Origin of the sequence: Caniella muris, assembly GCF_943193035.1 — a bacterium.
Classification (GTDB): domain Bacteria; phylum Actinomycetota; class Coriobacteriia; order Coriobacteriales; family Atopobiaceae; genus Granulimonas; species Granulimonas faecalis.
This window is the reverse complement of sequence record NZ_CALPCK010000001.1, coordinates 224,309-249,423: the sequence shown is the minus strand read 5'-3', so window position 1 is coordinate 249,423 and position 25,115 is coordinate 224,309. Positions and strand designations below refer to the sequence as shown.

20 protein-coding genes, 3 tRNA genes and 1 other RNA gene are annotated in these 25,115 nt (G+C 71.0%); 8 read left to right on the top strand and 16 right to left on the bottom strand.

All coding sequences use genetic code 11. The features are described from left to right. The first annotated feature begins 6 nt into the window (after positions 1-6). The 4 genes from gltX to msrA all read left to right on the top strand — a co-directional run bounded on the left by gltX (position 7) and on the right by msrA (position 4,967). Positions 7-1,503: a glutamate--tRNA ligase gene (gltX, locus tag NFR49_RS01065; protein ID WP_251157855.1), complete on the top strand. Its 1,497-nt coding sequence runs from the start codon at positions 7-9 to the stop codon at positions 1,501-1,503. Positions 1,504-1,508: 5 nt separating this feature from the next. Then, positions 1,509-3,080 (top strand): L-serine ammonia-lyase, iron-sulfur-dependent subunit beta, encoded by a 1,572-nt coding sequence (gene sdaAB, locus NFR49_RS01060; protein WP_251157854.1) that lies wholly within the window; start codon positions 1,509-1,511, stop codon positions 3,078-3,080. A gap of 98 nt (positions 3,081-3,178) precedes the next feature. After that, entirely contained in the window at positions 3,179-4,405 is a 1,227-nt protein-coding gene (locus NFR49_RS01055) for a lysylphosphatidylglycerol synthase transmembrane domain-containing protein (RefSeq protein ID WP_251157853.1), read from the top strand. Positions 4,406-4,427: 22 nt separating this feature from the next. Then, positions 4,428-4,967, top strand: a complete 540-nt coding sequence (gene msrA, locus NFR49_RS01050) for a peptide-methionine (S)-S-oxide reductase MsrA (RefSeq protein WP_251157852.1) — start codon at positions 4,428-4,430, stop codon at positions 4,965-4,967. 49 nt (positions 4,968-5,016) lie between these two features. Here msrA and NFR49_RS01045 read toward each other — a convergent pair whose 3' ends face one another. From NFR49_RS01045 to NFR49_RS01005, 9 genes are all read right to left on the bottom strand, one after another. Beyond that, positions 5,017-6,513, bottom strand: a complete 1,497-nt coding sequence (locus NFR49_RS01045; RefSeq protein WP_251157851.1) for a lysylphosphatidylglycerol synthase transmembrane domain-containing protein — start codon at positions 6,511-6,513, stop codon at positions 5,017-5,019. Positions 6,514-6,691: 178 nt separating this feature from the next. Further along, a tRNA-Glu gene (locus tag NFR49_RS01040) sits at positions 6,692-6,768 on the bottom strand. A gap of 34 nt (positions 6,769-6,802) precedes the next feature. Further along, a tRNA-Glu gene (locus NFR49_RS01035) sits at positions 6,803-6,879 on the bottom strand. A gap of 8 nt (positions 6,880-6,887) precedes the next feature. Next, positions 6,888-6,961, bottom strand: a tRNA-Gln gene (locus NFR49_RS01030). A 146-nt stretch (positions 6,962-7,107) separates the two neighbouring features. Further along, positions 7,108-8,478: a branched-chain amino acid transport system II carrier protein gene (gene brnQ / locus NFR49_RS01025; RefSeq protein ID WP_251157850.1), complete on the bottom strand. Its 1,371-nt coding sequence runs from the start codon at positions 8,476-8,478 to the stop codon at positions 7,108-7,110. Positions 8,479-8,570: 92 nt separating this feature from the next. Beyond that, complete coding sequence (locus tag NFR49_RS01020) at positions 8,571-9,491, bottom strand: SPFH domain-containing protein (protein WP_251157849.1); 921 nt, start codon at positions 9,489-9,491, stop codon at positions 8,571-8,573. Between the two features lie 32 nt (positions 9,492-9,523). Further along, a complete protein-coding gene (locus tag NFR49_RS01015) occupies positions 9,524-10,861 on the bottom strand; it encodes a glutamate-cysteine ligase family protein (protein WP_251157848.1) in 1,338 nt (445 codons plus the stop codon). A gap of 89 nt (positions 10,862-10,950) precedes the next feature. After that, positions 10,951-12,384 carry a CCA tRNA nucleotidyltransferase gene (locus NFR49_RS01010; protein WP_251157847.1) on the bottom strand — a complete coding sequence of 478 codons (1,434 nt, stop codon included), beginning with the start codon at positions 12,382-12,384 and terminating at the stop codon, positions 10,951-10,953. After that, positions 12,377-13,732, bottom strand: coding sequence for a C1 family peptidase (locus tag NFR49_RS01005; RefSeq protein ID WP_251157846.1), 1,356 nt, complete (start codon positions 13,730-13,732; stop codon positions 12,377-12,379). Before NFR49_RS01005 ends, NFR49_RS01010 begins: the two co-directional genes overlap by 8 nt. 121 nt (positions 13,733-13,853) lie before the next feature. On the opposite strand from NFR49_RS01005, the gene NFR49_RS01000 reads away from it, so the two are divergent. Then, on the top strand, positions 13,854-14,477 hold the full coding sequence (locus NFR49_RS01000) for an HAD family hydrolase (RefSeq protein WP_251157845.1): 624 nt from the start codon (positions 13,854-13,856) through the stop codon (positions 14,475-14,477). A gap of 69 nt (positions 14,478-14,546) precedes the next feature. Here the strand turns inward: NFR49_RS01000 and rnpB are convergent. Further along, an RNA gene (gene rnpB, locus NFR49_RS00995) (RNase P RNA component class A) lies at positions 14,547-14,899 on the bottom strand. A 55-nt stretch (positions 14,900-14,954) separates the two neighbouring features. Between rnpB and NFR49_RS00990 the strand changes: the two genes are divergently transcribed. From NFR49_RS00990 to NFR49_RS00980, 3 genes are all read left to right on the top strand, one after another. After that, positions 14,955-15,590, top strand: coding sequence for an IMPACT family protein (locus tag NFR49_RS00990; protein ID WP_251157844.1), 636 nt, complete (start codon positions 14,955-14,957; stop codon positions 15,588-15,590). 70 nt (positions 15,591-15,660) lie between these two features. After that, positions 15,661-17,040, top strand: a complete 1,380-nt coding sequence (locus NFR49_RS00985; protein WP_251157843.1) for a putative DNA modification/repair radical SAM protein — start codon at positions 15,661-15,663, stop codon at positions 17,038-17,040. Beyond that, positions 16,976-18,115 (top strand): TIGR03915 family putative DNA repair protein, encoded by a 1,140-nt coding sequence (locus NFR49_RS00980; RefSeq protein WP_251157842.1) that lies wholly within the window; start codon positions 16,976-16,978, stop codon positions 18,113-18,115. The genes NFR49_RS00985 and NFR49_RS00980 overlap by 65 nt, the downstream gene beginning before the upstream one ends. Here NFR49_RS00980 and feoB read toward each other — a convergent pair. The 6 genes from feoB to NFR49_RS00950 all read right to left on the bottom strand — a co-directional run bounded on the left by feoB (position 18,025) and on the right by NFR49_RS00950 (position 24,932). Then, a complete protein-coding gene (gene feoB / locus NFR49_RS00975; RefSeq protein ID WP_251157841.1) occupies positions 18,025-20,127 on the bottom strand; it encodes a ferrous iron transport protein B in 2,103 nt (700 codons plus the stop codon). The genes NFR49_RS00980 and feoB overlap by 91 nt on opposite strands. Continuing rightward, positions 20,124-20,519 carry a FeoA family protein gene (locus tag NFR49_RS00970; RefSeq protein WP_251157840.1) on the bottom strand — a complete coding sequence of 132 codons (396 nt, stop codon included), beginning with the start codon at positions 20,517-20,519 and terminating at the stop codon, positions 20,124-20,126. The genes feoB and NFR49_RS00970 overlap by 4 nt, the downstream gene beginning before the upstream one ends. A 132-nt stretch (positions 20,520-20,651) precedes the next feature. Next, the gene (locus NFR49_RS00965) at positions 20,652-21,674 is read right to left on the bottom strand and encodes an ABC transporter ATP-binding protein (RefSeq protein ID WP_251157839.1); all 1,023 of its coding nucleotides are present in this window, start codon (positions 21,672-21,674) and stop codon (positions 20,652-20,654) included. 3 nt (positions 21,675-21,677) lie between these two features. Then, positions 21,678-22,793, bottom strand: coding sequence for an ABC transporter ATP-binding protein (locus NFR49_RS00960; protein WP_251157838.1), 1,116 nt, complete (start codon positions 22,791-22,793; stop codon positions 21,678-21,680). Between the two features lie 6 nt (positions 22,794-22,799). Beyond that, positions 22,800-23,879 (bottom strand): ABC transporter permease, encoded by a 1,080-nt coding sequence (locus tag NFR49_RS00955; RefSeq protein ID WP_251157837.1) that lies wholly within the window; start codon positions 23,877-23,879, stop codon positions 22,800-22,802. A 15-nt stretch (positions 23,880-23,894) separates the two neighbouring features. Then, on the bottom strand, positions 23,895-24,932 hold the full coding sequence (locus NFR49_RS00950) for an ABC transporter permease (protein WP_251157836.1): 1,038 nt from the start codon (positions 24,930-24,932) through the stop codon (positions 23,895-23,897). Positions 24,933-25,115 lie beyond the last annotated feature (183 nt).

The window sequence follows — 25,115 nt, the reverse complement described above, 5'->3', positions numbered from 1 at the left end:
GCAGTTTTGAAAGACACAGCCGTCCGCGTCCGATTCGCGCCGTCCCCCACCGGCAAGCTCCACGTGGGAGGGGCGCGCACCGCGATCTACAACTGGGCCTTCGCCCGGGCCAACCACGGCACCTTCATCCTGCGCATCGACGACACCGACCCGGCCCGCTCCACCAAGGAGAACGAGGGCGTCATCCTGCGGGCCATGCGCTGGCTGGGCCTGGACTGGGACGAGGGCCCCGGCGTGGGCGGCGACCACGGCCCCTACAAGCAGGCCGAGCGCCTGGACATCTACCGCGAGGCGGCCGAGAGGCTCGTGGCCGAGGGCCGCGCCTACCCGTGCTTCTGCACGCCCGAGCAGCTGGAGGCCGACCGCGAGGCCGCCCGCGAGCGCAAGGACCCCTTCCAGGGCTACCAGGGCCGCTGCCGCGACCTCGACCCCGCCGAGGCCCGGCGCCGCGTCGAGGCCGGCGAGCCCCACGTGCTGCGCATCAAGGTGCCCCGCGACCGCGGCGACGTGGTGGTGCGCGACGCCGTCCACGGCGAGGTGACCTTCAACGCCCGCGAGCTCGACGACTTCGTCATCGTGCGCTCCGACGGCACCCCCACCTACAACTTCTGCACCGTGGTGGACGACGCCCTCATGGGCATCACCCACGTCATCCGCGGCGACGACCACCTGTCCAACACCCCGCGCCAGGTCATGGTCTACGAGGCCCTCGGCTACCCCGTGCCCGAGTTCGCCCACATCTCCATGATCCTGGGCGCCGACGGCAAGAAGCTCTCCAAGCGCCACGGCGCCACCTCCGTGGAGGAGTACCGCGACGCCGGCTACGACCCCGAGGCCTTCGTGAACTACCTGGCCCTGCTCGGCTGGTCCCTCGACGGCGAGACCACCATCGTGCCGCGCGAGGTGCTGGCCCGCGAGTTCTCCCTCGACCACGTGTCCAAGAACCCGGCCACCTTCGACCCGGCCAAGCTCGACTGGATCAACGGGCGGTACTACGAGGCCATGGACGACCTCGAGTTCGCCCGCCGCGTGCTCGAGCCCGCCCTCGTGGCGGCCGGCCGCGAGGAGCGCGGCTGCGTGGACGCCCGGCCCGAGTGGTACTGCACCCTCGCCGCCATCCTCAAGCCCCGCACCAAGCGCGCCTCCGACGTCGAGGGGCTGACCGCGTTCCTCTACTCCGGCGACGCCCCGCAGATCGAGGAGAAGGCCTGGACCAAGGCGCTCGCCAAGGACGGCGCCGCCGAGGCCCTCGCCGCCGCCAGGGCCGCCCTGGAGGGCCTGGCCGACTTCGACGCCGGGTCCGTCGACGCCGCCCTCGAGGCCCTGCCCGAGGAGCTCGGCACCAACAAGCGCAAGTTCTTCGCGGCCGTCCGCGCGGCCGAGACCGGCTCGCTCGTCTCGCCGCCCCTGGGCGCCTCCATAGAGCTTCTGGGCCGTGCCCGCGCCCTCGCCCGCCTGGACGCCGCCATCGCCAAGGTGGCCGCCGGCTCCAGGGAGGCCTAGCCGCCATGCTGCCCAGCGCCTTCGAGGTCCTCGGCCCCGTGATGGTGGGGCCCTCAAGCTCCCACACGGCGGGCGCCCTGCGCCTGGCCCGCGTGGCCCGCGAGATCGCCCCCGGGCGGGTGTCCTCCGTGGAGTTCACGCTCTACAACTCGTTTGCCAAGACCTACCTGGGCCACGGCACCGACAAGGCGCTGGTGGCCGGCATGCTCGGCCTCGACACCGACGACGGGCGCATCCGCGACTCCTTCTCCCTGGCGGACGGGCAGGGCCTCGCCTTCTCGTTCCGCACGTCCGACGAGGGGACGGGCCTGCACCCCAACACGGTGGACATCGCCATGGGCCTCGACGACGGCGGGTCGCTCACGGTGCGCGGAGAGTCCGTCGGCGGCGGCCGCGTGCGGCTCTCGGCCGTGGGCGGCGTGGCCGTGGACGTGGCCGGCGAGTACCCCACGCTCTTCGTGCACCACGGGGACCGCCCGGGCGTCCTGGCGCGCCTCACGGGGGCCCTCTCGGCTGCTTCCATCAACATCGCCACCATCCGCACGTTCCGCGACAGCCGGGGCGGCGACGCCTACACCGTGGCCGAGCTCGACGAGGCCCTCCCCGCCGAGCTCGTCGCCGCCGTGGGGGCCGCCCCCGGCGTCATCTTCGCCACGTCCCTCACCATCCCCGGCGCCCTTCCCGTTGCGGCCGAGGGGCCCCAGGGGCCCGACTTCTCCTGCGGTGCCGACCTCCTCGCCCTCTGCCGGGAGCGCCACGCGTCCATCGGCTCGGTCATGCGCGAGCGCGAGGCCGGCCTCGCCGTGGGCGGGGCCCTGGCCGCCGACGAGGCCATGGGCCGGGTGCGCCGGGCCATGGAGGTCTCCGTGCGCGCCACCGTGGAGCGCCCCGAGCGCTCCCTGGGCGGGTTCCTCCACGGCCAGGCCCGCGCCGTGGAGCGCCGCTCGGCCGCCCTCGCCGCCCCGCTCCTGGGAGGCGCCCTCTCCGCCGCCGTGGCCGGCGCCATGGCGGTCCTCGAGCGCTCCGCGGCCATGGGCGTCATCGTGGCCGCCCCCACCGCGGGCTCGGCCGGCGTCGTGCCCGGCGCCCTCATCGCCTGTGCCGACGCCCTGGGGGCGCAGGAGCGGCTGGAGGGCGCCCTCTGGTGCGCCGCGGCCGTGGGCGCCGTCGTCATGGCCAACGGCAGCGTGTCGGGGGCCGAGGGCGGGTGCCAGGCCGAGGTGGGCACCGCGAGCGCCATGGCCGCGGCCGGCCTCTGCCAGATGCTCTACGGCAGCCCCGAGACCTGCCTCACGGCGGCCTCCATCGCCCTCGGCAACCTCCTGGGCCTCGTGTGCGACCCGGTGGGCGGCCTCGTGGAGTTCCCGTGCCAGAACCGCAACGCCATCGGCGTGGCCAACGCCTTCACCTCGGCCCAGCTGGCGCTCTCGTCCGTGGGCTGCCCCGTGCCCTTCGACGAGGCCGTGCAGGCCATGACGCTCGTGGGCAACGCGCTGCCGGTGAGCCTCCGCGAGACCGCCCAGGGGGGCCTCGCCGCCTGCCCGAGCGCCTGCGCGGCCTGCGGCTCCTGGGACTGAAGCCCCTGATACACCGTTCCGGCGGCCCGATGCGGCGGCGGGTGCTCTTTGGGTAGGGACCTACCCAGACAAGCCCCGAGCCCGGAGAGGAGCCGTTCGTGCCACCGGTCACCCGCACGCAGCCAAAGACGGGGGACGCCCCCGACGTCCTGGACTACGCCACCAAGGGCCAGGCCGTCGCGGCGCTCGAGGCCTGGGAGCAGGGGCGCGACGTCCCCGAGGGCGGCCGGGCCCCGGCGGCCCCCGGCCCCAAGGCCAAGCCCGACCGCAAGGGCGCCGTCGTGGGGGCGCTGTTCATGGCGGCCGTGTTCGCCTCGCTCCTCGTCTACATCGAGGGCAGCGGCCGGGGCCCGGCGCTCATGGACGCCCTGGGTCGGGTCCAGGCGCCCTGGGTCTGGGCCACCTTCGCCGTCATGGTGGCCTACCTGTTCTTTGGCACGCTCGCCTTCGTCACCACCGTGGCAGTGACGCCCGACGCCCCGGCGGGCTTCCTCGACCTGTGCTCGGCGGAGGCCGCCGGCACCTTCTTCGGCAACCTCACCCCGATGATGGCGGGGGCCGTGCCGGGCCAGATCTGGCGCCTGGTCAAGGGCGGCTTGGGGCTCGGCGCGGCCGGCGCCGTGCAGATCACGCGCTTCCTCATGTTCCAGACGGCCGAGATCGTGCTCGGCGGCGCGCTGCTGGCCCTCACCTGGGACCGCTTCTACGCGCAGGTGGGCGCCGTCATGTTCGTGAACCTGTTCCTGTTCGCCTTCAAGGCCGCCCAGATGGCGGTACTGCTCGCCGCCTGCCTGTTCCCCGACTGGGTGACCAAGGTGGCCCTCTCCGCCCTGGACCTCGTGGACCGCAGGAACCTCTTCGGCCTCCGCAGCCGCACGGAGGGCTGGCGCTCCTCCGTGAGGACGCAGGTGGCGCAGTTCTCCTCCACGTTCCGCACGGCCGTGCGCCACCGGGGCACCATGGCCGTCATGCTCGCGTTCTCCATGGCCCAGCAGGCGTGCCTGTGGGTGTCGCCGTGGTTCGTGCTGGGGGCCTTCGGCATCCACCAGGACCCCATCGTCACCTGCGCCGCGGGCTCCCTCGTGCAGTTCGTGGCGAGCTCCATCCCGCTGCCGGGGGGCACCGGCGGCGTCGAGGCCTCCTTCGCGCTTTTCCTGGGGCCGGTGTTCGGCTCCGCTGCCACGGCCGGCTACCTCGTATGGCGCCTCGTGACGTTCTACGGCTACACCGCGCTCTGCGGCGCGGCTACCATGGTCTCCACCAAGCCGTCCTCCCCCACCGTGCGCCAGCGGATGCGCGGGCTCGTGGAGCGGCTCGGATCCTGAGGCCGCGACCGGAAAGGACCCCATGGACAGGACCCTGTACCTCTGCGGAGGCTGCTTCTGGGGCATCGAGCACCTGATGGAGGGCATGGCCGGCGTGACGTCCACCGTGGTGGGCAACGCCAACGGGGCCAGGCCCGAGGACGCCGTCTACGAGCGCGTGTGCGCCGGCGGCACCGGTTTCAGGGAGTGCGTGCGCTGCACCTTCCGCGGGGGCGACGACGTCGCGCGGTCCCTGCTCTTCTCGTTCTTCGCCGTCATCGACCCCACGGCCAGGAACCGCCAGGGCAACGACGTGGGCGAGCAGTACCAGGCCGGCGTCTTCTGGGAGCCGGGCGACGCCGCCACGGAGCGCGAGGTGCTCGCCGTGGCGGGCGCCGTGGCGGGAAGGCATCCCGGGTTCGCCGTGGAGCTGGGACCCGTGGAGGGCTTCTATCCCGCCGAGGGGTACCACCAGCGCTACCTCGACCGCAACCCCGGCGGCTACTGCCACGTGGCGCCGGGCCTCATCCGGGCGCTGCAGGACGGCACGGTGGACCCGGCGGAGGGCTACCGGCTGCCGTAGGCGGCCGGCCCCCGCGGGCGGGCAGTCAAGCAGGCAGGCTCGTTCGGCCTCAGCGCCTCCGGCCGCGCCTGGACACCGAGACGTGCGCCACGCGCCCCTTGCGGGTGCGGAACCGCTGCCAGCGCTGGTAGATGGAGCGGCGGTGCGACGAGCGCAGCGTGGTGAGCGGCAGCGACACGACCGTGGGGATGAAGAACGTGATGAGGCGCCAGACGATGAACCCGGCGGCGGCCGCGCTGCCGAAGATGGGGCCGAAGAAGAGCGCGAAGCCGGCCTCGTTGCCGCCGGTGCCGCCGGGCAGCGGCACGGAGTTGCCGATCATCTGCACCATGGAGGCCGCGGCGAGGCACGTGACGAAGTCGGCGTCGCCGCCGAAGGCGCGGAGCACGAACCAGGGCACGGCGTAGAACGCGAGCATCTGCCCCAGCGTCACCAGGAGCGTGAGGGCGAGGGACTCCTTGTGGCGGAACGAGTCGCGGAAGGTGCCCCCGAACGACATCACCTGGGTCTGGAGGACGTCCTCGTAGCGATCGACGCGCTCGCGGGAGAGCCAGCCGTGGCGGCTGGCGAAGCCCAGCCCCCAGTGGCCCACGCGGTTGACGAAGCGCGGGAAGAGGCACACGCAGAGCAGGCCGAGGGCCTGAGCCGTCTGGATGACGAAGACGACGATGTTGACGAAGACGATGTCGCCGTAGGTCTGGAGGAAGAAGTCGAACCGCAGGAGCAGCAGGACGGCGGCCACGACGACCTCGCCGGCCTGGTAGATGACGAAGCGCGTGAGCTGCGTGGCGGAGGCCTCGCCCACGTCGAGGCCGGCCTGGGTGAGGCGGAAGATCTGGGCCGGCATGGTGCCCGTGCTCATGGGCGTGAGGTTGCCGAAGAGCACGCCGTTGGCCTCCACGGACATGCAGTCGCGCAGGCCCAGGGGGCTGTCGGGGTCGATGTAGGCCGCCAGCACGAAGGCCAGGGACCCGAAGGCGAAGTTGAGCCCCATGACGAGGAGCCCGGCCACGAACCAGCCGGCCTCGGCGTTGTGGAGGGCGTCGACGAACTCGTCGAACTGACCCGAGACCACGATCCAGAGCATGTTGACGGCGAGCACCGCCGCCATGAACAGGGCGCCCTTGCGGGCCTTGGCCTTGTCGCGGCTCTCCTCCTCGCCCACGCGGGTGCGCGGGCCCGCGGGGGACCCCTTGGGCTTTGCAGCGGCCTTGGAACCGGCCTTGGCCTTCTTGGGGGCGCGGTGGGCGGCGCCGGCCACGCCGATGCGGAGGCCCTTGGGCTTGGCGCGGCGGGCGGGCTCGGAGGCGGGGCCGGCACCGGGAGACGGGGCAACGGGTTCGGCGTTCCCCGCATCAGCCCCGTCGACGTCGAAGAAGCCCAGGGCGTCCTCCAGCGGCTGCTCCGCGGCCTCGAGGGCCTGGGGCGCGGGGCCGTCGGCGGGGAGCTCCAGGCCGTCCACGTCCACGACGGGGTCGACGGGGCGGTCCACGGGGGCGTCGGCGGAAGACGCGGTGTCGACCCCGTCGCGACGTCCCTCGTCCATGCCCCTCCCCTCTCCGACGGCATTCCTCAAGCTCATTCTGATGGTTATACCTGAACCGCCGCGCGCCCTGACGCTGTGCCGTGCGCTCCACGGGAAAAGCGGGGCCAGCGGGGCGGCAGGCATGGGCGACCTGCCGCGAGACAAAAACGCGGGCCCCAGAGGGACCCGCGGTCACGTTTGGTAGCCCGTACCAGATTCGAACTGGTGATCTCCGCCTTGAGAGGGCGGCGTCCTGAACCGCTAGACGAACGGGCCATATGTGAGGGCCGCCGGAGCGGCCCGTGGTGCGTGGTAGCCCGTACCAGATTCGAACTGGTGATCTCCGCCTTGAGAGGGCGGCGTCCTGAACCGCTAGACGAACGGGCCGTAGGGGATGGCTGGGATGGAGAGAATCGAACTCCCATTGACGGAACCAGAATCCGCTGTCCTGCCGTTAGACGACATCCCAATATCCCTGTGCGCCGATTGCTCGGCGCGAGTAGTTACATTAACGCAATGCCCCGGGCCGTGCAACCCACAATCGCGACGAATTTGCCGCCGATCCGTTTCCGCGGCTCAGGAGGCCGGATGGGGGCCCGTCACCGGCCCGCTCCCCTACCTCCGCGCCGGCAGCCTCGGCGACAGCAGCCACGTGGCGCCGAGGACCACGGCCGTGGGGACCACCCACCCCAGGCCCACGCCGGCCAGGGGCAGCCAGTCGAGCACGGTGGGCATGCCGGGGGCCAGGGCCCCACATGCGGCCTGGGCCACGCCCAGCACCGCGGCGCACCCCACGGCCGCCGGCCAGCACCACGGCCGCCGGTCGAACGCACCGGCGCCGAAGGCCATGAGCACGAGCACGATGGCCGGCGGGTAGAGCGCCTCGAGCAGGGGCACGGAGAGCGCGAGAATCTGGGTGAGCCCCACGTTGGACACCACGCAGGAGAACCCGGCGAACGCGGCCGCCCACGCCACATAGGGCACGCGTCCCAGGCGGTGGGCGCCGGGCTCCGGGGCGCCGGCCCCGTAGGTCTCGAAGAAGTACGTGCCGCAGCAGCTCACGAGGCCCACGCAGACGTTGAGGCACGCGAGCAGGAAGATGGCGGCCACGAGGGCCACGCCGGCAGTGCCGAAGTGCCCGTAGGCCGCGGCCGTGAGCACCTCGGCGCCGTTGGACGCGCCGGGCGCCACGGTGCCCATGGTGGCCCCGAGGAACGAGAACGCGCAGTAGATGACCGCCATGAGGGCGCCGGCGCCGAGGCCCGCCAGGGAGACCTCGCGGGCCTGGTCGCCCCTGTCGGCCACGCCGAGGGACCCCAGGTTCTCGGCGACCACGAGGCCGAAGGTCATGGCCGCCAGGAGGTCCATGGTCTGGTAGCCGGTCACGAAGCCGTCCACGGCGGGAGACGCCGCGTACGCCGCCTGCACGGGCCCCGGCACGCCCAGCGGGTCCACGAGGCTCGCCACGGCGAGGACGGCGATGAGGGCCACGAGGGCCGGGCCCGTCGCCTTGCCGAGGAACCGCGAGAGACGCCCCGGACGGAGCGCCATGGCGAAGGCCACGGAGAAGAACGCCACCGAGAAGACGAGCTGGGACGCGGCCTCGGAACCGTCGGGCAGGAGCGGCGAGAGCATCTCGAAGGCCGTGGAGCTCGTGCGCGGGATGGCCAGCAGCGGGCCGATGGAGAGGTAGACCAGGGCCACGAACACGGCCGAGAAGCGCGCCGAGACCCTGCCGGCGAGCGCCCGGGCGTCGCCCGCCAGGGCCACGGCCACCACGGCGAGGACCGGCAGCCCGATGCCCGACACCAGGAACCCCACGGTGGCCGGCACGGCGGCCGTGCCGGCCTGGAGGCCCAGCAGCGGCGGGAGGATGAGGTTGCCCGCGCCGAAGAACATGGAGAACAGCATGAGGGCCACGACGAGCCGCGCCCTCCCGTCGAGCGGTCGGACGGGGCTCGGGCTGGACTCTGGACGCTGTCCCATGGGCTCTCCTCGCGGGTATGCAAAACGGCCGGTGCCGGGTGTGTACCCCCGGCACCGGCCGCCGTTTCCCTTAAGGGACACCCCCGGGGCCCCTAGGCCTTTCCACCGTCCCGGCGCTCGGCCTCGATGGCCGCCATGACCTGGGCCATGACGTCCGTGGAACCCAGGTCCTCGGGGATGAGGAGCGTCGAGGAGCCCTTCTCGGCGAACTTCTCGAGCATGCCCAGGCGCTGGGTGAACATGAGCAGCATGTTGGCCTCGTTGCTGGAGAGGCCCGACTCCTGGATGGTGGAGAGCGAGCGCGCCAGGCCCTCGGCGATGGCGATACGCTGCTGGGCGATGCCCTCGCCCTGAATCTTCATGGACTCGGCGTCGGCCTGGGCGGCGATGACGGAGCGCGCCTTGGCGGCCTCGGCCTCGTTGGTGGCGCTCACGCGGTCGTTGGCCGTGGTGATGATGCGGTTCATGGACGCCTGGACGTCGGCCGGAAGCTTGATGGAGGTGATGAGCGTGGTCACGATGGCGTAGCCGTAGCCCACCATCTTCTCCTTGACGTCCTCGCCGATGGCGCTCGCGATGGCGTCCTTCTCGGAGAAGACGGTCTCGAGGTCCCGGGTGGGGATCTGAGAGCGCAGGGCGTCCGCGAAGTAGTCCTTGATCTGACCCACGGGGTCGGCGAGCGTGTAGACCGACTTGTAGATGCCGGACTCCCGGATGTCGGCGCAGGGCTCCTGGTCCACCCGGTACTGGATGGCAACCTCGAGGCCGATGGTGACGTTGTCCTTGGTCTTGGCGTCGTAGTCCAGGTGCAGGTCCTGGGTCATGAGCGAGACGTCGTGGGCCGCCTCCACCACCGGGATGAGGAGGTTGAGGCCCGGCCGCAGCACACGGTTGAAGCGGCCGAAACGCTCCACGACGGCCACGTGCTGCTGCCTCACCACGACCACCGAGGCGCAGACCACCGCCACCACGACGACGAGGAGCACGATGGGCAGGATGCGGTCGAACACCATGGCTGGTCCAATCTCTCGGGCCCGCGCGGGGCCTATCCTTTGAGGTAGAGGTCCCTGGGGACGAGCCGCGACTGCCACAGGCTCGAGAGGCCGTGGAAGATGCGCCGCTCGTCGTGGTCGGTGAGGCCGTTCTCGGCGAGCTGGATGAGGCGCTGCACGAGCGTGGTCATGGGGGTGCCGTAGACCTCCGCCTCCCAGCCGAGGGTGCGAAGCTGCCAGTAGGCCATGCGGACGTCCTCCTCGGTGCGGCCGTCCACGAGCAGGGCGCTCGCCCGCCCGAAGGCGTCGGCGTCGTAGAAGACGCCCTTGACGAAGGCGGCGAGGGCGGCGGCCAGGCGGGGCGGCATGGAGTCGGCGTCGCGCATCTCCACGATGCCCTTGAGGCGCACCGTGGGGAACACCATGGACAGCATGTGCGCGAGCTCCCCCTCGGAGAGGTCGCGCATGGCCATGATGTCGGCCTCGGTGGCAGAGCAGGTGGAGATGGTGAGGCCGTGGTCGTCCGTGAACAGGATGGGCCTCACGCCCATGAGCCAGTCCACGTAGGACTCCGGCGAGAAGTCCCCGTCGAACGTTCCGGGCACGACGCCGCAGCGGGCGCCGTCCACGGAGTCCCAGATGCGCGAGCGCACCATGGACGGCGTGTCGCAGGGGGCGAGGCCGCGCCAGGAGCTCACGTTGTCGCAGAGGAACGAGAGGATGGGGCCCAGGGCCACGGCCAGGCGGAACTGCTCCACCATGGAGTCCTCCTCGCCGCAGTCGATGGAGACCTGGGTGGAGGCCGAGAGCCGCATCATGTCGCGGGCGTAGCGGCCCGTGCGGGAGAGGTAGGCGTCCATGAGGCGGTAGCGCTCCTTGGGGATGAGCGGCACCTCCCGGGGGTCGGCCGTCACGGGGTCGCAACCCAGGGCCACGAGCTGCCACTCCACGCCGAGCTCATCGCAGATGGCGAGGAACTGCTCGTCGAAGGCCTCGAGGGCGCCGAGGAGGTCCACCACGCTCGACGAGGGGCCCACGGAGGCCTCGAGCTGGCCGCCGGGCTCCAGGGAGACCGAGATGCCCACGGAGCGCCCGCAGCCCACATCGACCGTGCCCGCGTAGCCGAAGAGCCTGCCGTCCACGAGGACGCGCTCGTCTGGCGAGAAGTAGCGCTGCCAGCGCTCGAGGAGCGTGGAGATGCCGAGGACGTCGTCGAAGGCCACGCGGGTGCCGGTGACGGGGTCGATGACGATGCGCTCGAGCTCGAGGCCGAGCGTGCGACCCTCCTCGGGGCGCCTCGTCCGGGACCTCCCGCCTACGACGGAGCAGAGGGCGGTGCGGTTCCTCTCCAGCCTATCGGCCTCGGCGGCGGTGTAACGGGGTTCGCCCATGGAGCACCTTTCGACGCAGGGCAAGGGGCGGCATCCGATCCGCCACGTGCAAGGCCAGTGTACCCCCTCTCCGGAATTCGGTGAAGGGTCTAAGGTTTTCCGCAAACGGATGAATCATCCCTATGTTCTTCGATCCAACGGAGCAGCTTGTCGCGCCCGGGCCCCACCTCGCCCCGGTGCACGGCGTCGAGGGCCGCGCGGAGCGCCCGGCCCACGGCGGGGCCGGGGGGCAGGCCGAGCGCACCCATGACGTCCGCGCCGGATACCGCGAGGTCGGAGGGCCTGAGGGGCACGCCGGCGGCCAGGAGGGCGCGGCCGCGGGCCTCGAGGGCGTCCACCTCCACGGCATAGCCGCGGTACGCGGGCGCCTTGCCGGCGGCGTCGGCGCGCTTGAGGGCCATGAGCTCGAAGAAGAGGCCCGGCGCCATGGCCGGGGCCAGGCGGTCGAGGTCGCGGAGGATGGAGGTCACCGAGCGGTCGTCGTCCGTGACGGGCCGGTCGTGCAGGCGCACGAGGGCCAGGGCGGGCACCGCCACGGCGCGGGGCACGGCGAGCCGCGCCATGACCTCCAGCGCGATGTCGCGGCTCCGGGCCGGGTGGCCGAAGAAGTGGGCGTTGCCCTCGGGGCCGTAGGTGAGGCGGTCGGGCTTGCCCACGTCGTGGAGCAGCGCGGCCCACCGCAGGTGCTCGGTGGCCGTGCCGCCCGTGTAGACCTCGACGTAGTCCATGACGCGGGCCACGTGGCCCAGGACGTCCATGGAGTGGTAGGGCGTGCGCTGGGGGAACCCGTCCATGGCGGCGAGCTCGGGCACGGCGCAGAAGAGCGCGGGCCGCTGGGTGCGGAGCGCCCCTCCCCCGCGGCCGGTGGCGAGGAGGGCCCGGAGCTCGGACCCGATGCGCTCGCGGCTCACGTGCCGGAGGCCCGGGGCGTGGGCGTCCACGGCGGCCTGGGTGGCCGGCTCCACCGAGAAGCCGAGCCGCGCCGAGAACCGCACGGCCCGGAGCACCCTGAGGGCGTCCTCGGCCATGCGGGCGTCCGGGTCGCCCACGGCCCGCACGAGGCCGCGGGCGAGGTCGTCGCGGCCCCCGAACGGGTCGCGCAGGCCCCTCTCCGGGTGCCACGCCATGGCGTTGACGGTGAGGTCCCGGCGGGCGAGGTCGTCGTCCACGGAGTCCACGAACCGCACGGCGTCCGGGTGGCGGGCGTCGCTGTAGGCGCCGTCCACGCGGTAGGTGGTCACCTCCACGGGCACGCCCCCCACGACGGCCGTCACGGTGCCGTGGGCCGTGCCGGTCTCCACCACGGGGATGCCGGCCGCGCGCAAGGCGCGGGCGCCGTCCTCCCAACGGGCGCTCGTGGCGACGTCGACGTCGTGGACGGGGCGGCCGAGGAGGGAGTCCCTCACCCAGCCGCCCACGACCCACGCGCTGTGGCCGGCGTCCTCGAGGGTGCGCAGGACGGACCCGGCCTCCGGAGGGGCGGCGAGGCCGTCGGGCGACCGGAGGCGGAAGGCGTCAGGCAAGGGAGCCCATGGGGTCCCAGGGCGCGAGCACGATCGCCTCGGCGCCGTCCATGACGGAGCGCTCCTCGTCGGTGAGGTAGCGACGGTCCACGACCACCTGGTAGACGTACTGGTCGAACCAGTCGTCGGTGATGGTGTCGAAGCCCTCGCGGCCGTGGTCCTTGCCCCAGGAGTTCTCGACCTTCCAGACCTCGGGGCGCCCCTCGGCGTCGAGGCGCACGCCCTCGAGCACCATGGCGTGGGTCATGGCGGACTCGCCGTAGTCCAGGCGCTCCTCGCGGTCCATGCAGCCCTCCACCGCGAAGCCGAAGAGCTCGTCCACCTGCAGGGCGCCGCAGGACATGATGCCCTCGTCGCGCACGTAGCTCTGGGCCACGTCGCACCCGAACCACACCGGGCGGCCGTCGCGGAGCTGCGCCACGGCGAGCTCCTTGAGGCGGGACATGGGGAGGTTGAGGTAGCGCACGCCGCCGTCCTCCACGACGTTGCCGAGACGGTCGACGGTGAAGGCGTGCATGAGGGGCTTGTCGGCGGTCTCGGCGCTGATGCACGAGACGAGGGCGTCGACGTCCATCTGCACCACGTCGGAGAAGAACTCGTGGGGCGTGTAGGTGCCGTGCAGCACGAGCCTGCCGTCCTTGTCGCGCAGGCGCACCTCGAAGCTCGCGGGCGGCTCCCCGAGGCAGGTGACCAGCATGGAGTGGACGTCGGCCATCATGGTCCGGCGCAGGCCGTCAAGCTCGGCGGCGTCGGCGCCCTCAGCGTGGGCCCGGCGCAGGCGCATGGCGCAGCCGCGCAGGTAGCGAGTGAGGTAGCGGTCGAGCTCGGACGTGTTGCGGGAGCAGGCGGTCTCGGGCATGGCCTCCTTGGTCACCACGCCGTACTTCTTGACGATGGAGCGGAACATGTCCCACTGGCCGCCGTCGGCCACGGGGTCCTGGAGCAGGTACGACACGAGGCGGCCGTCCAGGGGCTCGTCGACGGTGTCGATCGCGTTCACGAGGAACCAGTTGGCCTTCTCGAGCTTGTCGAAGAAGAGCGGGTAGCTCTGGGAGAGCTCGAGGGTCTTGAGGCCGAGGCGCTCGATGACGGCCTGGCGCATGGTGTTGAGGCTCGCGAACATCCAGCAGCGCCCGGAGCGCTGCTGGTCGCAGCGGTCGCCCTGGGGGACCTCGACGTCGAAGCCCATGGCGTTGGCGGCCACGCCCTCGGGGACCCGGGCGGCGGCGCGGATGCCCACGGAGGTGACGGCGTTCTTGGCCACGACGTTGGCGCGCTCGCGGGAGAAGTGGGCGAGCCAGGCCTCGCGGTCCTGGGCGGTGACGGAGTCGGCGGGTGCGTGTGCCATGGGATACCTCTCTCGAAGCCGGGGTTTCGCCCATCCAGCGTAGCACCGGGCAGGGGACCCCGGCCGGTGGGGATACACTGGGAGCCGTGACCGAAGGCACGGAAGCGAACGAGGAGGGGCCATGGCGCCACAGGGAACGGGCACGGTGCGGAACGTCGTCTTCGACATGGGCGGGGTGCTCCTGAGGTGGGAGCCCGAGGTCTACGCCCGCAACGTGACGGACAACGACGAGGACGCGGGGCTGGTGCTCGAGGCCCTCTTCAAGGGGAGCGCCTGGGCCCTCTCCGACGCCGGCGTGTTCGGCCCTGAGACGGTGCTCATGGAGGCCTGCCACGCCCTGCCGGAGCGCCTCCACGGCGCGGCGGCCGAGGCCCTCCGGCGCTTCCCCTCCATGCAGGCCGTGATCCCCGAGGTCAACGAGCTCGGCCGACGCCTCAAGGAGCGGGGCTACGGCGTCTACATCCTGTCCAACGTGAGCTCGAGGTTCCGCTCGGAGTTCGCTCCGAGGATCCCGCTGTGCGACGTGGCGGACGGCGCCCTCGTCTCGGCGGAGGAGCACATGATGAAGCCCGACCCCATCATCTTCCTGCGCTTCTGCGAGCGGTTCGACGTGGAGCCGGCGAGCTGCCTGTTCGTGGACGACACGGCGGTCAACTGCGTGGGCGCCGAGCGGGCCGGCATGCACGCCTTCCACTTCACCGGCGACGTCGACGCCCTGGAGGCCGAGGTGGCCCGCCTCTCCTGAGCCCCCCCGCACGGGCCCCATTGGAAGGCCCGCCGTCCCCGTGGGGGCGGCGGGCCTGTGTGCGAGAAGGTGCGAAGCGGGCCTGTAAGCCGGGTTCTGTAATAGACGACCATTTATCTCGAGGCCGCGTCGCCGCGGTCCTTCTCTCGCGCGCAACCCGAACGCGGGTCGGGCCAACCCATGGCGTTCCTATTTGCGCTTGCTCCGGATGGGGTTTACCAAGCCACCCCGTTGCCGGGGTGCTGGTGGTCTCTTACACCACCGTTTCAGCTTTTCCCTTAACCCTTGCGGGCCAGTGGGAGTCTTCTTTTCTGCGGCACTTTCCGTCGGATCGCTCCGCCCGGCCGTTAGCCGGCATCTTGCCCTGTGGAGCCCGGACTTTCCTCACCCCCGGGAGGGGGCGCGGCCGTCCGGCCCGCTTCGCGACCAAGCAGTATAGCATTGCACCAGACCGACGACACCCCCGAGGAGGGCCCCGTGAAGACCTATCTCACCCTGAAACCCGGAACCGAGGCCGTCTTCGAGCTCGTGGACCGCAAGAGCCGCTTCATCGCCGCCCTGCGCCACGTGGAGACGGAGGCCGAGGCCGAGGGGTTCGTCGACGAGGTGCGCGCCCTCCACCACGACGCCCGCCACCACGTGCCGGCCTGGGTACTGGCCTCGGGCAAGGAGCGAGCGAGCGACGACGGCGAGCCGCAGCGGACCTCGGGCCTCCCCTCCCTCGACGCGCTCCGCGGGGCCGGCCTGGCCGACGTCTGCGCGGTGACCACCCGATACTTCGGCGGCACGCTCCTGGGGCCCGGCGGGCTGGTGCGCGCCTACGGCGGCGCCGTGGCGGGCGCCGTGGAGGAGGCCCGCTCCCAGGGGCTCGTGGTGGAGATGCGGCCCGTGACCCGCGTCGCCTGCTGCATCCCCTACGCCTGGTACGACCAGGTGCGCCGCATGGCCGAGGACGCCGGCGGCAAGGTGGTGGGCCAGATCTTCACCGACGAGGTGCAGCTCACCTGCGACTTCCGCGCCGGCGAGGAGGAGGCGTTCCGCACCAAGGTCACGGAGCTCGCCAGCGGGCGGGACCTCTGCGTGGCGCACGGGCCGAGGTTCGCCGAGTTCTGATCGCGGCCGAACATCCGTTTGGCCCCTGCTATACTGAGGAGAAGGAACACCCGTTCTACCAGGAGGCGGCGTGGACACCCTCTCTAAGCTCACCATACTGGCGGACGCCGCCAAGTACGACGCGGCCTGCACGTCGTCGGGCGTGGACCGCGGGCCGCGGGAGGGGTCCCTCGGCGCCGCGAGCGCCGCGGGGTGCTGCCACAGCTTCACGCCGGACGGCCGCTGCGTGACCCTGCTCAAGGTGCTCATGTCCAACGTCTGCTCCTACGACTGCGCCTACTGCGTCAACCGCCGCTCCAACCCCCACGCCGCGGCCACGTTCGAGCCGGCGGAGCTCGCGCAGCTCACCATGGACTTCTACCGCCGCAACTACATCGAGGGGCTCTTCCTGAGCTCCGGGGTGCTCGGCGGCCCCGACCGCACGTGCGAGCGCATGATCGAGGTCCTCCGGCTCCTCCGCGAGGAGCACCGCTTCAACGGCTACATCCACGCCAAGGCCATCCCCGGCGCCTCCCCCGAGCTCCTCGACGCCCTGGGGCGGCTGGCCGACCGCATCTCCGTGAACATCGAGCTCCCCAGCTCGGGGTCGCTGGAGGCCCTCTGCCCCGAGAAGCGTGCGGGCACGGTGCTCTCCCCCATGCGCCAGATCCGGGACACCATGGAGCGGGAGCGCCTCCTCGGCGCCACGGGCCCCGGCTACCTGGGCGGCGGCTCGCACCTCTCGACGGTGAGGCCCGACCTCCCTCCGGCGCCCAGGGGCCTCCCCGGCGCCCGCGGCGGCCTCCGGAGGCGCGGCGGCCGCAAGCCCGGCGCCCCGGCCCCGTTCGCCCCGGCCGGGCAGTCCACCCAGCTCATCGTCGGCGCCTCCCCCGAGGACGACAACCGCATCCTCAAGCTGTCCTCCTCGCTCTACACCACCTACGGGCTCAAGCGCGTGTTCTTCTCCGCCTACATGCCGGTGGTGGAGGACGGCCGGCTCCCCCACCCCGAGACGCCTGTGCCCCTGCGCCGCGAGCACCGCCTCTACCAGGCGGACTGGCTCATGCGCTTCTACGGATTCACGGCGGACGAGCTCGTGAGCCCCGAGGCGCCCTTCCTGGACCTGGACGTGGACCCCAAGCTCGCCTGGGCCCTCGCCCACATCGACGAGTTCCCTGTGGAGGTCAACACGGCCACCAAGGAGGAGCTCCTGCGGGTGCCGGGCATCGGCCCGGAGGGCGCCCGCAAGATCTGCCGCGCCCGCAGGAGCCACCACCTGGGGTTCGACGACCTCGAGCGCCTGCGGCTCACCCTGCGCCGCGCCCGGCACTTCCTCACCTGCGGGGGAAAGAGGGACCCGCGGAGCCCCGCCGACCCCGAGCTCATACGGGAGAAGGTGGTATCCGATGCCCGAGGCTCCCGCTACAACCGCACCCGCCGCGCCGCCGAGGGGCAGCTCGCCCTGTTCTGAGGCCACCCTGCCCCCGGAGGTGCTCCGCGACCTGGCGGCCCTCGGGGCCCGGGGACCGCTCTGCCTCTCGTGCGAGGCCAGCGCCGAGGGCGTGCTCACGGCCGTGGGCGCCGCCTACCTGGCCCGGCTGCGCCCCGACGCCGTGCGCATGCAGGCGGAGGGCGCCGGTCAGCCCCGGCTCGGGGAGACGACCGCCGCCGTGGGGACGGACCCCGCCGTGGCCCAACGGGTCCTGGACGGCTTCCTCGCCGCCACGGCCCCCATGGCCTCCGGGCGCGGCCTGCCCCGCTACGTGCACTCCCCGCGGCACCTCGTGAGCCTCGTGGCGTCCATGGTGGACGAGCCCGACATGGCGGAGGCCCTGCACCGCTACCTCCGCGGCGGCTTCACCTGGGGGCCGGCCGTGGGCACCCACAACAGCGACCCGGCCATCGCCCGGGCTGAGGAGCTCGCCACGGCCGCCGCCGGCGAGTGCGAGCACGCGCGCCAGTTCATCCGGTTCTCGCGCCTGTCCACGGGGGAGTACCTGGCCGTCTACCGCCCCAAGGCGGACGTCGTGCCCCTCGTGGCCGGGCACTTCCGCCGCCGCATGGGCACCGAGCGGTTCTGCATCGTCGACCCGGCCCACGGCTCGGCCGTACTGCACGAGGCCGGCCGCCTCGCCCTCGTGCGCCTCGACGGCGAGGCGGCGCGCGAGGCGTGCCTCAGGCTGGACGACACCCACCGCGAGGAGGCCTACGTCCGCGCCCTCTGGAAGGGCTTCTACGACGCCGTGTCGCTGCCCGGCCGGGGCAGGGACCAGCGCGGCTACGACCTCCGCGTGCACCTCATGCCCAAGCGCCTCTGGCAGGGGCTGCCGGAGCTCGACCCGTCCGTCGACACCGCCTGGACGTTCGTCCCGGAGGCCTACCGGGACGGCGGCACAGAAAGGGAGGGCCTGCCCCCGTCGGACAGACCCTCCCCCACGCACAGGCTGCGGCCCGCTCAGCCCAGCAGCGGCCCGGCCACCAGGAACACGAGCCAGGCCACCACCCAGGCCACCGCCAGCTGGAACACCACCGCGAACAGGGCGTAGCGCGACGAGCCGCTCTCGCTCCTGATGGTGGCGATCGTGGCGATGCAGGGCACGTAGAGCAGGCAGAACGTCATGAACGCCAGGGCGTTGGCCGGGCCGAACCCGATGCCCAGCAGGGCGTCGTGGAGGGCCGCCGTGCCCACGGCCGTGCCGCTCACGCCGAACAGCACGGAGAGGCTGGAGACCACGACCTCCTTGGCGGAGATGCCGGCGAGGAGCGCCGCGGCGAGGCGCCAGTCGCCGGAGCCGAAGGGCGCCAGCGCGGGCGCGATGGCGCGGCCGACGACGGCGGCGAACGACCCGTCCACGTTCTCGCCCACGTAGCCCGTGGCCCCGAAGTTCAGGAGCACCCACATGATCACGGACGCCGCGAAGATGACGGTGCCTGCGCGCTCCAGGTAGTCGAGAACCTTGTCCTTCACGTACACCCACACGGTGTAGGCGTCCGGCATCTTGTACTCGGGGAGCTCGATGAGGAGCATGCCGCCCTCGTCGTCGGTGGCGTGGTCCACGACCTTGAGCACCAGCAGCACGAGGAGCGCCACGACGATGCCGAGCACGTACATGGAGAAGGCAGCGAGGCCGGCCCACTGCCCGAAGAACATGCCGCTCAGCAGCACGTAGATGGGGAGCCTCGCCGAGCAGCTCATGAACGGCGTGACGAGCATGACCCGGCGCCGGTCGCGCATGCTCTCAAGGGTGCGCGAGCTCATGATGGCCGGCACGGTGCAGCCGAAGCCCAGGATCATGGGGATGAACGCGCGGCCGGAGAGCCCGAGGGCGCCCATGATGCCGTCCATGACGTAGGCCACGCGGCTCATGTAGCCGGAGTCCTCGAGGAACGCCAGGGCGCAGAAGAGGATGAAGATGTTGGGCAGGAACGTGAGCACGGTGCCCACGCCGGAGATGGCGCCGTCGCACACGAGGCTCACCACCGCCTCGGAGGCGCCGAGGGCCGCGAGGCCGTCGGCCACCCAGCCGTTGAAGAGGTCGAGCCACGTCTGGAAGACGTCCTTCACGGCGTCGCCGAGGACGAACGTGAGCCCGAACACCGCGGCCATGATGAGGAGGAAGACGGGGATGGACCACACCCGGCTCGTCAGGACGCGGTCGGCGCGGTCCGTCGCCTCGGCGCGGCGCTCGCGGTTGAACACGCACTCGGCCACCACGCCGCTGATGAAGTCGTAGCGCTCGGCGATGAAGCGCTCCTCGAGGTCCTCGTCGAGCTCGGGGACGTCCATGGGGTAGTCGCGCCGCACGGCGACGTCGCCCTCCAGGAGCTTCGTCGCATACCAGCGGGGGTTCGCGACGTCGGGGTAGCGCCCCTCGAAGGCCGCCTGCACGGCGTCGATGCGCCACTCGAGGTCGCGGGAGTAGACCATGACGTTCTCGGCGTGCTTCTCGGCCATGCCGTCGTCCACGGGGTGGAAGTGCTGGATGGGGTCGTGGGCCACGCCGCGGTGGTGGTAGGCCGCGTGGAGGAGCGGCTGCAGGCCCTCGCGCCTGCGGGCGCTCACGGGGATGACGGGTGCGCCCAGGGTCTCCGAGAGGCGGTGGACGTCGATCTCCATGCCGCGCTTGGCCACGACATCCATCATGTTGAGGGCCACGACCACGGGCTTTCCGAGGGCGAGGAGCTGCAGGGTGAGGTAGAGGGAGCGCTCGAGGGACGAGGCGTCCACGACGTCGATGATGACGTCCGCGTCGCCGGAGAGCACGTAGTTGCGGGCGACCTCCTCCTCCATGGTGTAGCTCGTGAGGGAGTAGGTGCCCGGGAGGTCCACGAGACGCACCTCGTAGCCCTCGAACCGGGCCGAGCCCTCCTTGCCCTCCACGGTGACGCCGGGCCAGTTGGCGGTCTTGAGGTTGGAGCCCGTGTAGGCGTTGAAGAGCGTGGTCTTACCGCAGTTGGGGTTGCCCACGAAGGCGATGGTCATGCCCGGGTGGCCCACCTCGGGGCCGGGATCGGACTCCACCGGCTCGTAGGTGAAGTGCTCCTCGAAGGCGTTCATCGGCCCTCTCCCCCCTCGAAGCCGCTCTCCCCCGCGGAGACGGAGTCCATGCCGGGCGCGCCGATGGCGCAGCTCGCGGCGGTGGCCACGAAACGCCGCTCGGAGACGAGGCCGTCGGCGGGGGCGCCGGCCGCAGGCTCCACGAGGATGCCGCCGCTGATGGAGCGGCCCATGGCCCAGCGAGTCTCGCGCACCCGCACGATCACGGTGCCGCGGCTCTTGTTGTTGAGGACGGTCACCTGGGTGCCGCAGGTCATGCCCACGGACTCGAGCCGGCGCGCCGTGGCCTCGGGGAGGCCGTCGAAGGAGACGAGGCGGTAGGTGCGCCCGACCTCCGCCTGTGAAAGTGCGATGGGCGCCCCGTGGGCGCGCCCCTCATCCGTGGAAGTCACGTCTCAAAACCTCACTGTCGCCCTGTATGTCGCACTATCTGTGCCCGGAGCCGCAGAAAAGTATGCGGCGGGAAACAAAAACCGGGCGCCCCGCGGGGCGCCCGGTCGAAGGCGTCATGCCCGGAGCCCGTCCTAGAGCTCGATGGAGGAACCCTGGATAGGGAACGGCTTGGCGAAGTGGCACGCGCAGTGGTGGCCGGGCGCCACCTCGCGCATCTCGGGCTTCTCCCGGGAGCAGACCTCCTGGGCGATGGGGCAGCGCGTGTGGAAGCGGCAGCCGCTCGGCGGGTCGATGGGGCTGGGCGGGTCGCCGGCGAGGATGATGCGCTCGCGGCTGCGCTGCACGTCCGGGTCGGGCACGGGCACGGCCGACAGGAGCGCCTGGGTGTAGGGGTGGTACGGCTCGGCGTAGAGCGTGCGCCAGTCAGACCACTCCATGAGGTTGCCGAGGTACATGACGGCCACGCGGTCGGAGATGTGCTGCACCACCGAGAGGTCGTGGGCGATGAAGAGGTAGGCGGTGCCGTACTCCTTCTGGAGGTCGCCCAGCAGGTTGAGCACCTGGGCCTGGATGGAGACGTCCAGGGCCGAGACCGGCTCGTCGCAGATGATGAGCTTGGGGTGCAGGGCGAAGGCGCGGGCGATGCCCACGCGCTGGCGCTGGCCGCCGGAGAACTCGTGGGGGTAGCGGTTGATGTGCTCGGGGTTCAGGCCCACGATGTCGAGGAGCTGGCGGACGTAGTCGATGCGCTCCTCGTTGCTGTCCATCTCGTTGTGGATGGCCAGCGGCTCGCTCACGATCTCGCCGATGGTCATGCGGGGGTTCAGGGACGCGTAGGGGTCCTGGAAGATGTACTGCATGTCGTGGCGGACGGCCTTGAGCTGCTTCTTGTGCATCGAGGCGACGTCCTTGCCGTCGAAGATCACGCGGCCGTCCGTGGGGTGGGTGAGGCGCATGATGCAGCGGCCGGTGGTGGACTTGCCGCAGCCCGACTCGCCCACGAGGCCGAAGGTCTCGCCGGGGAAGATGTCGAAGCTCACGTCCTGCACGGCCGAGACCTTCTTGGCCATGCGGCTGGCGAAGACCCCGGAGTCGACGGGGAACTCCTTGGTCAGGTGCTGAACGGAGAGCAGGGGCTCCTTCTTGTCTGCCATGGCTTAGGCCTCGCTTCCGTCGACGTTCTTGGCCCCGTCAGCCACGTCGGCGCTGCGGGAGTTCTTGGGCGAGTTCTTGGCGACGAACTCGGGGTCGTTGCAGTAGTGGCACCGCGCGTAGTGGCCCGACGGCGTGGTGTACAGGGGCGGCCTCTCGGTGCGGCAGAGGTCGGTGGCGTAGGGGCACCGCGGCGAGAAGGAGCAGCCCTTGGGCACGTTCACCAGCGAGGGCGGGTTGCCCTTGATGGGCGTGAGCGGCTTCTTCTCGTCGGTCACCTGCTCGGGGATGGACCGCATGAGACCCCAGGTGTAGGGGTGGATCGGCGAGTAGAAGATCTCGTCGGCGGTGCCGAACTCCACGGGGCGGCCGGCGTACATGACCATGATCTTGTCGGCGATGTCCGCCACGACGCCGAGGTCGTGGGTGATCATGATGATGGCGTTGCCGTTCTGCTCCTGCATCTTCTGCATGAGCTCGATGATCTGGGCCTGGATGGTGACGTCCAGGGCCGTCGTGGGCTCGTCGGCGATGAGGATGTCGGGGTCGCAGGCCAGCGCCATGGCGATCATGGCGCGCTGGCGCATGCCGCCGGAGAACTGGTGCGGGTAGTCCTTCACGCGCTGCTCGGCGTTGGGGATGCCCACCATCTCGAGGAGCTCGGTGGCCCGGTCGAGGGCCTGCTTCTTGGAGTAGCCGCGGTGGATCCTCAGGCCCTCCCCCAGCTGGCGCCCGATGGTGTAGACGGGGTTGAGCGAGGTCATGGGGTCCTGGAAGATCATGGCGATGTCGTTGCCGCGGATGGACTGCATCTCCTGCTCGGTCATCTCGAGCAGGGAGCGCCCGCGGTAGCGCACGTCGCCGCCCTCGATGCGTCCCGGGGGCATGTCGATGAGGCCCATGATGGTCATGGCGGTCACCGACTTGCCGGAACCGGACTCGCCCACCACGCCGAGGGTCTCGCCGCGGTCGAGGGTGTAGGTCACGCCGTCGACGGCCTTGACCACGCCGTCCTGGGTGTGGAAGTACATCTTGAGGTCGTCCACCTCGAGAAGATGGGAGCCCTCGGGGATGGGGGCCGTCTTGAGGTCCTTGACGGACTCGTTCTGCTTCTTGGCCATGGGTCTTTACGCATCCTTCATCTTGACGTCGAGGGCATCGCGCAGGCCGTCGCCCAGCAGGGTGAAGGCGAGCACGGTGGACAGGATCGCGATACCGGGCATGAGCATGAGCCAGGGCTCGGTGGCGAGGTAGGTCTGCCCGTCCTGGATCATGGAGCCCCACGAGGGGTTGGGCGGGGTGACGCCCATGCCGAGGAAGCTCAGGGCGCTCTCGGTGAGGATGGCGCCGCCGATGTTCATCGTGGCGTAGACCACGATGGAGGCCACGGAGTTGGGGAAGATGTGGCGGGCGACGATACGCAGGTCGGAGGCGCCCATGGAGCGGGCCGCGTCGACGTAGTCGTTCTCCTTGACCGAGAGGATGGCGCTCCTGAACACGCGGGCGATGGAGGGCCACCCGAGGACGCCGATGGCGATGAAGACGTTCTGGATGCCCTGGCCGAGCACCGCCAGCATGGCGATGACGAAGAGCGTGTAGGGGAAGGCCAGGAAGATGTCGGCCAGACGCATGATGATGGTGTCCCAGATGCCGCCGTAGTAGGCGGCGAGGGCGCCCATGATGAGGCCGAGCACCGTGGAGATGGCCGTGGCCAGAAGACCCACCATCAGCGACACGCGGGCGCCGTAGATCACGCGGCAGAGCACGTCACGGCCGAGGGAGTCGGTGCCGAAGGGGTGCTCCGGCGACGGCGGGAGCCTCGCGAGGTCGGCCATCTGGGACGAGTCGATGGCGATGGGGGAACCGAGCGTCTGGGGGACCCAGAGGTCGGCCGTGATCGCCACGAGGGCGATGAAGACGATCCAGACGGCGCCGATGACGGCGAGCTTGTTCTTGCGCAGGCGCCCGAAGGCGTCGCCCCAAAGCGTGCGGGCGGAGTTGTCGTTGTCCACCTCGTCGACCACGGCGTTGTAGGCGCCGCGGAAGTCGCGGTGGTGCTCCGCCTCGGAGTCATCGTGGTCGAGGGAGACCCGCTCGCCGGCGGCCTGGGCGTTCTCCTCGTGGACCTCGTAGGCCCTGTCGGTCTCTTCTCTGAGCTCCTTGGCGGCCTCGCGGTCGAGGTCCGCCCCATGCTGCTTCTTCTCCATGGGTCTACCCCTCCCCTAGCCTTGGTCCTTGGGCGCGCCGTACCTGATCCTGGGATCGAGGAAGGCGTAGCTCACGTCGACGACGAGGTTGATCACCATCACCACGACGATGATGATCGTGACGCCGCCCATGACGATGGGCCAGTCGCGCTGGGTGATGGCACGGTAGATCTCATAGCCCACGCCGGGCCAATTGAACACCGTCTCGGTGAGGATGGCGCCGGAGAGCATGGCGCCGAAGTCGATACCGATGTAGGTGACCACGGGGATCAGGGCGTTCTTGAGGGCGTGGTGCAGGATGACCTGGCGCCGGGAGAGGCCCTTGGCCTTGGCGGTGCGGATGTAGTCCTGGTTCATGACCTCGAGGAGCTGGGAACGCATGATGCGGGCGGCGTAGGCCGTGGACACGGCCGCCAGGGTGATGCCGGGCAGGATGTAGTGCACCCAGCTCTCGAACTCGGAGTTGGGGCCGCCGGCACCGGAGATGGGCAGGTAGAAGCCCCCTCCCGTGGCGTTCTTGAGCACCACGCCGAAGAAGAGCTGCAGGAGCATGCCGAGCCAGAAGGCGGGCATGGCCACGAGGACGGCCGTGACCAGGGTCACGAGCACGTCCCAGAACGAGTAGCGTTTGATGGCCGATATGAGGCCGGCGCCGATGCCCACCACCGCCTCGATGATGATGCCCACCAAGGCGAGCTTCACGGTGTAGGGGTACTTGTCGGCGAAGATCTGGGTCACAGGGAGCTTGCGGCTGTAGGAGTTGCCGAGGTCGCCGTGGAGCAGGCCGTTGATGTAGTAGCCGTACTGCTTCCAGAGGGGCGTGGGGATGGTGTTTCCATCCGCGTCGTACAGGGGCTTGCCTTCGGAATCCGTCTCGATGAGATGGTTCGCGATGCGCAGCTGCAGCTCAGTCTCCGGGTTGAGAGCCTTGTCGCCGGCGATCAGCTTGATCGGGTCGCCGGGGACGATGTTTTCCATGGCGAACAGGATGATCGTGACGCCGATGAAAACCGGGATGAACTGCAGGAGACGTTTCAGGATGTACTTGACCATACTCGGTGTCTCCTGTGTCCTGGGCCGATACGAAGCCCTGCTTTTCCGGTTATTTTGGCTAAAACAGGGCCTTGGGCAAGTATAGCCGCCTAATGCAAATCTAAGCCCCTCCTATGCACCCTACTACCTACTGGAAACAGTTTCGAAGCAATCCACGGCGCGTTTTGCGCCCAGGGGACCCAT

What these genes read in the sequence shown, in the direction of transcription:
- sdaAB (WP_251157854.1), top strand. Translation starts at nt 1,509, where the DNA reads ATGCTGCCCAGCGCCTTCGAGGTCCTCGGCCCCGTGATGGTGGGGCCC.
- msrA (WP_251157852.1), top strand. Translation starts at nt 4,428, where the DNA reads ATGGACAGGACCCTGTACCTCTGCGGAGGCTGCTTCTGGGGCATCGAG.
- NFR49_RS01045 (WP_251157851.1), bottom strand. Translation starts at nt 6,513, where the DNA reads ATGGACGAGGGACGTCGCGACGGGGTCGACACCGCGTCTTCCGCCGAC.
- brnQ (WP_251157850.1), bottom strand. Translation starts at nt 8,478, where the DNA reads ATGGGACAGCGTCCAGAGTCCAGCCCGAGCCCCGTCCGACCGCTCGAC.
- NFR49_RS01020 (WP_251157849.1), bottom strand. Translation starts at nt 9,491, where the DNA reads ATGGTGTTCGACCGCATCCTGCCCATCGTGCTCCTCGTCGTCGTGGTG.
- NFR49_RS01015 (WP_251157848.1), bottom strand. Translation starts at nt 10,861, where the DNA reads ATGGGCGAACCCCGTTACACCGCCGCCGAGGCCGATAGGCTGGAGAGG.
- NFR49_RS01005 (WP_251157846.1), bottom strand. Translation starts at nt 13,732, where the DNA reads ATGGCACACGCACCCGCCGACTCCGTCACCGCCCAGGACCGCGAGGCC.
- NFR49_RS01000 (WP_251157845.1), top strand. Translation starts at nt 13,854, where the DNA reads ATGGCGCCACAGGGAACGGGCACGGTGCGGAACGTCGTCTTCGACATG.
- NFR49_RS00980 (WP_251157842.1), top strand. Translation starts at nt 16,976, where the DNA reads ATGCCCGAGGCTCCCGCTACAACCGCACCCGCCGCGCCGCCGAGGGGC.
- feoB (WP_251157841.1), bottom strand. Translation starts at nt 20,127, where the DNA reads ATGAACGCCTTCGAGGAGCACTTCACCTACGAGCCGGTGGAGTCCGAT.
- NFR49_RS00965 (WP_251157839.1), bottom strand. Translation starts at nt 21,674, where the DNA reads ATGGCAGACAAGAAGGAGCCCCTGCTCTCCGTTCAGCACCTGACCAAG.
- NFR49_RS00960 (WP_251157838.1), bottom strand. Translation starts at nt 22,793, where the DNA reads ATGGCCAAGAAGCAGAACGAGTCCGTCAAGGACCTCAAGACGGCCCCC.
- NFR49_RS00955 (WP_251157837.1), bottom strand. Translation starts at nt 23,879, where the DNA reads ATGGAGAAGAAGCAGCATGGGGCGGACCTCGACCGCGAGGCCGCCAAG.
- NFR49_RS00950 (WP_251157836.1), bottom strand. Translation starts at nt 24,932, where the DNA reads ATGGTCAAGTACATCCTGAAACGTCTCCTGCAGTTCATCCCGGTTTTC.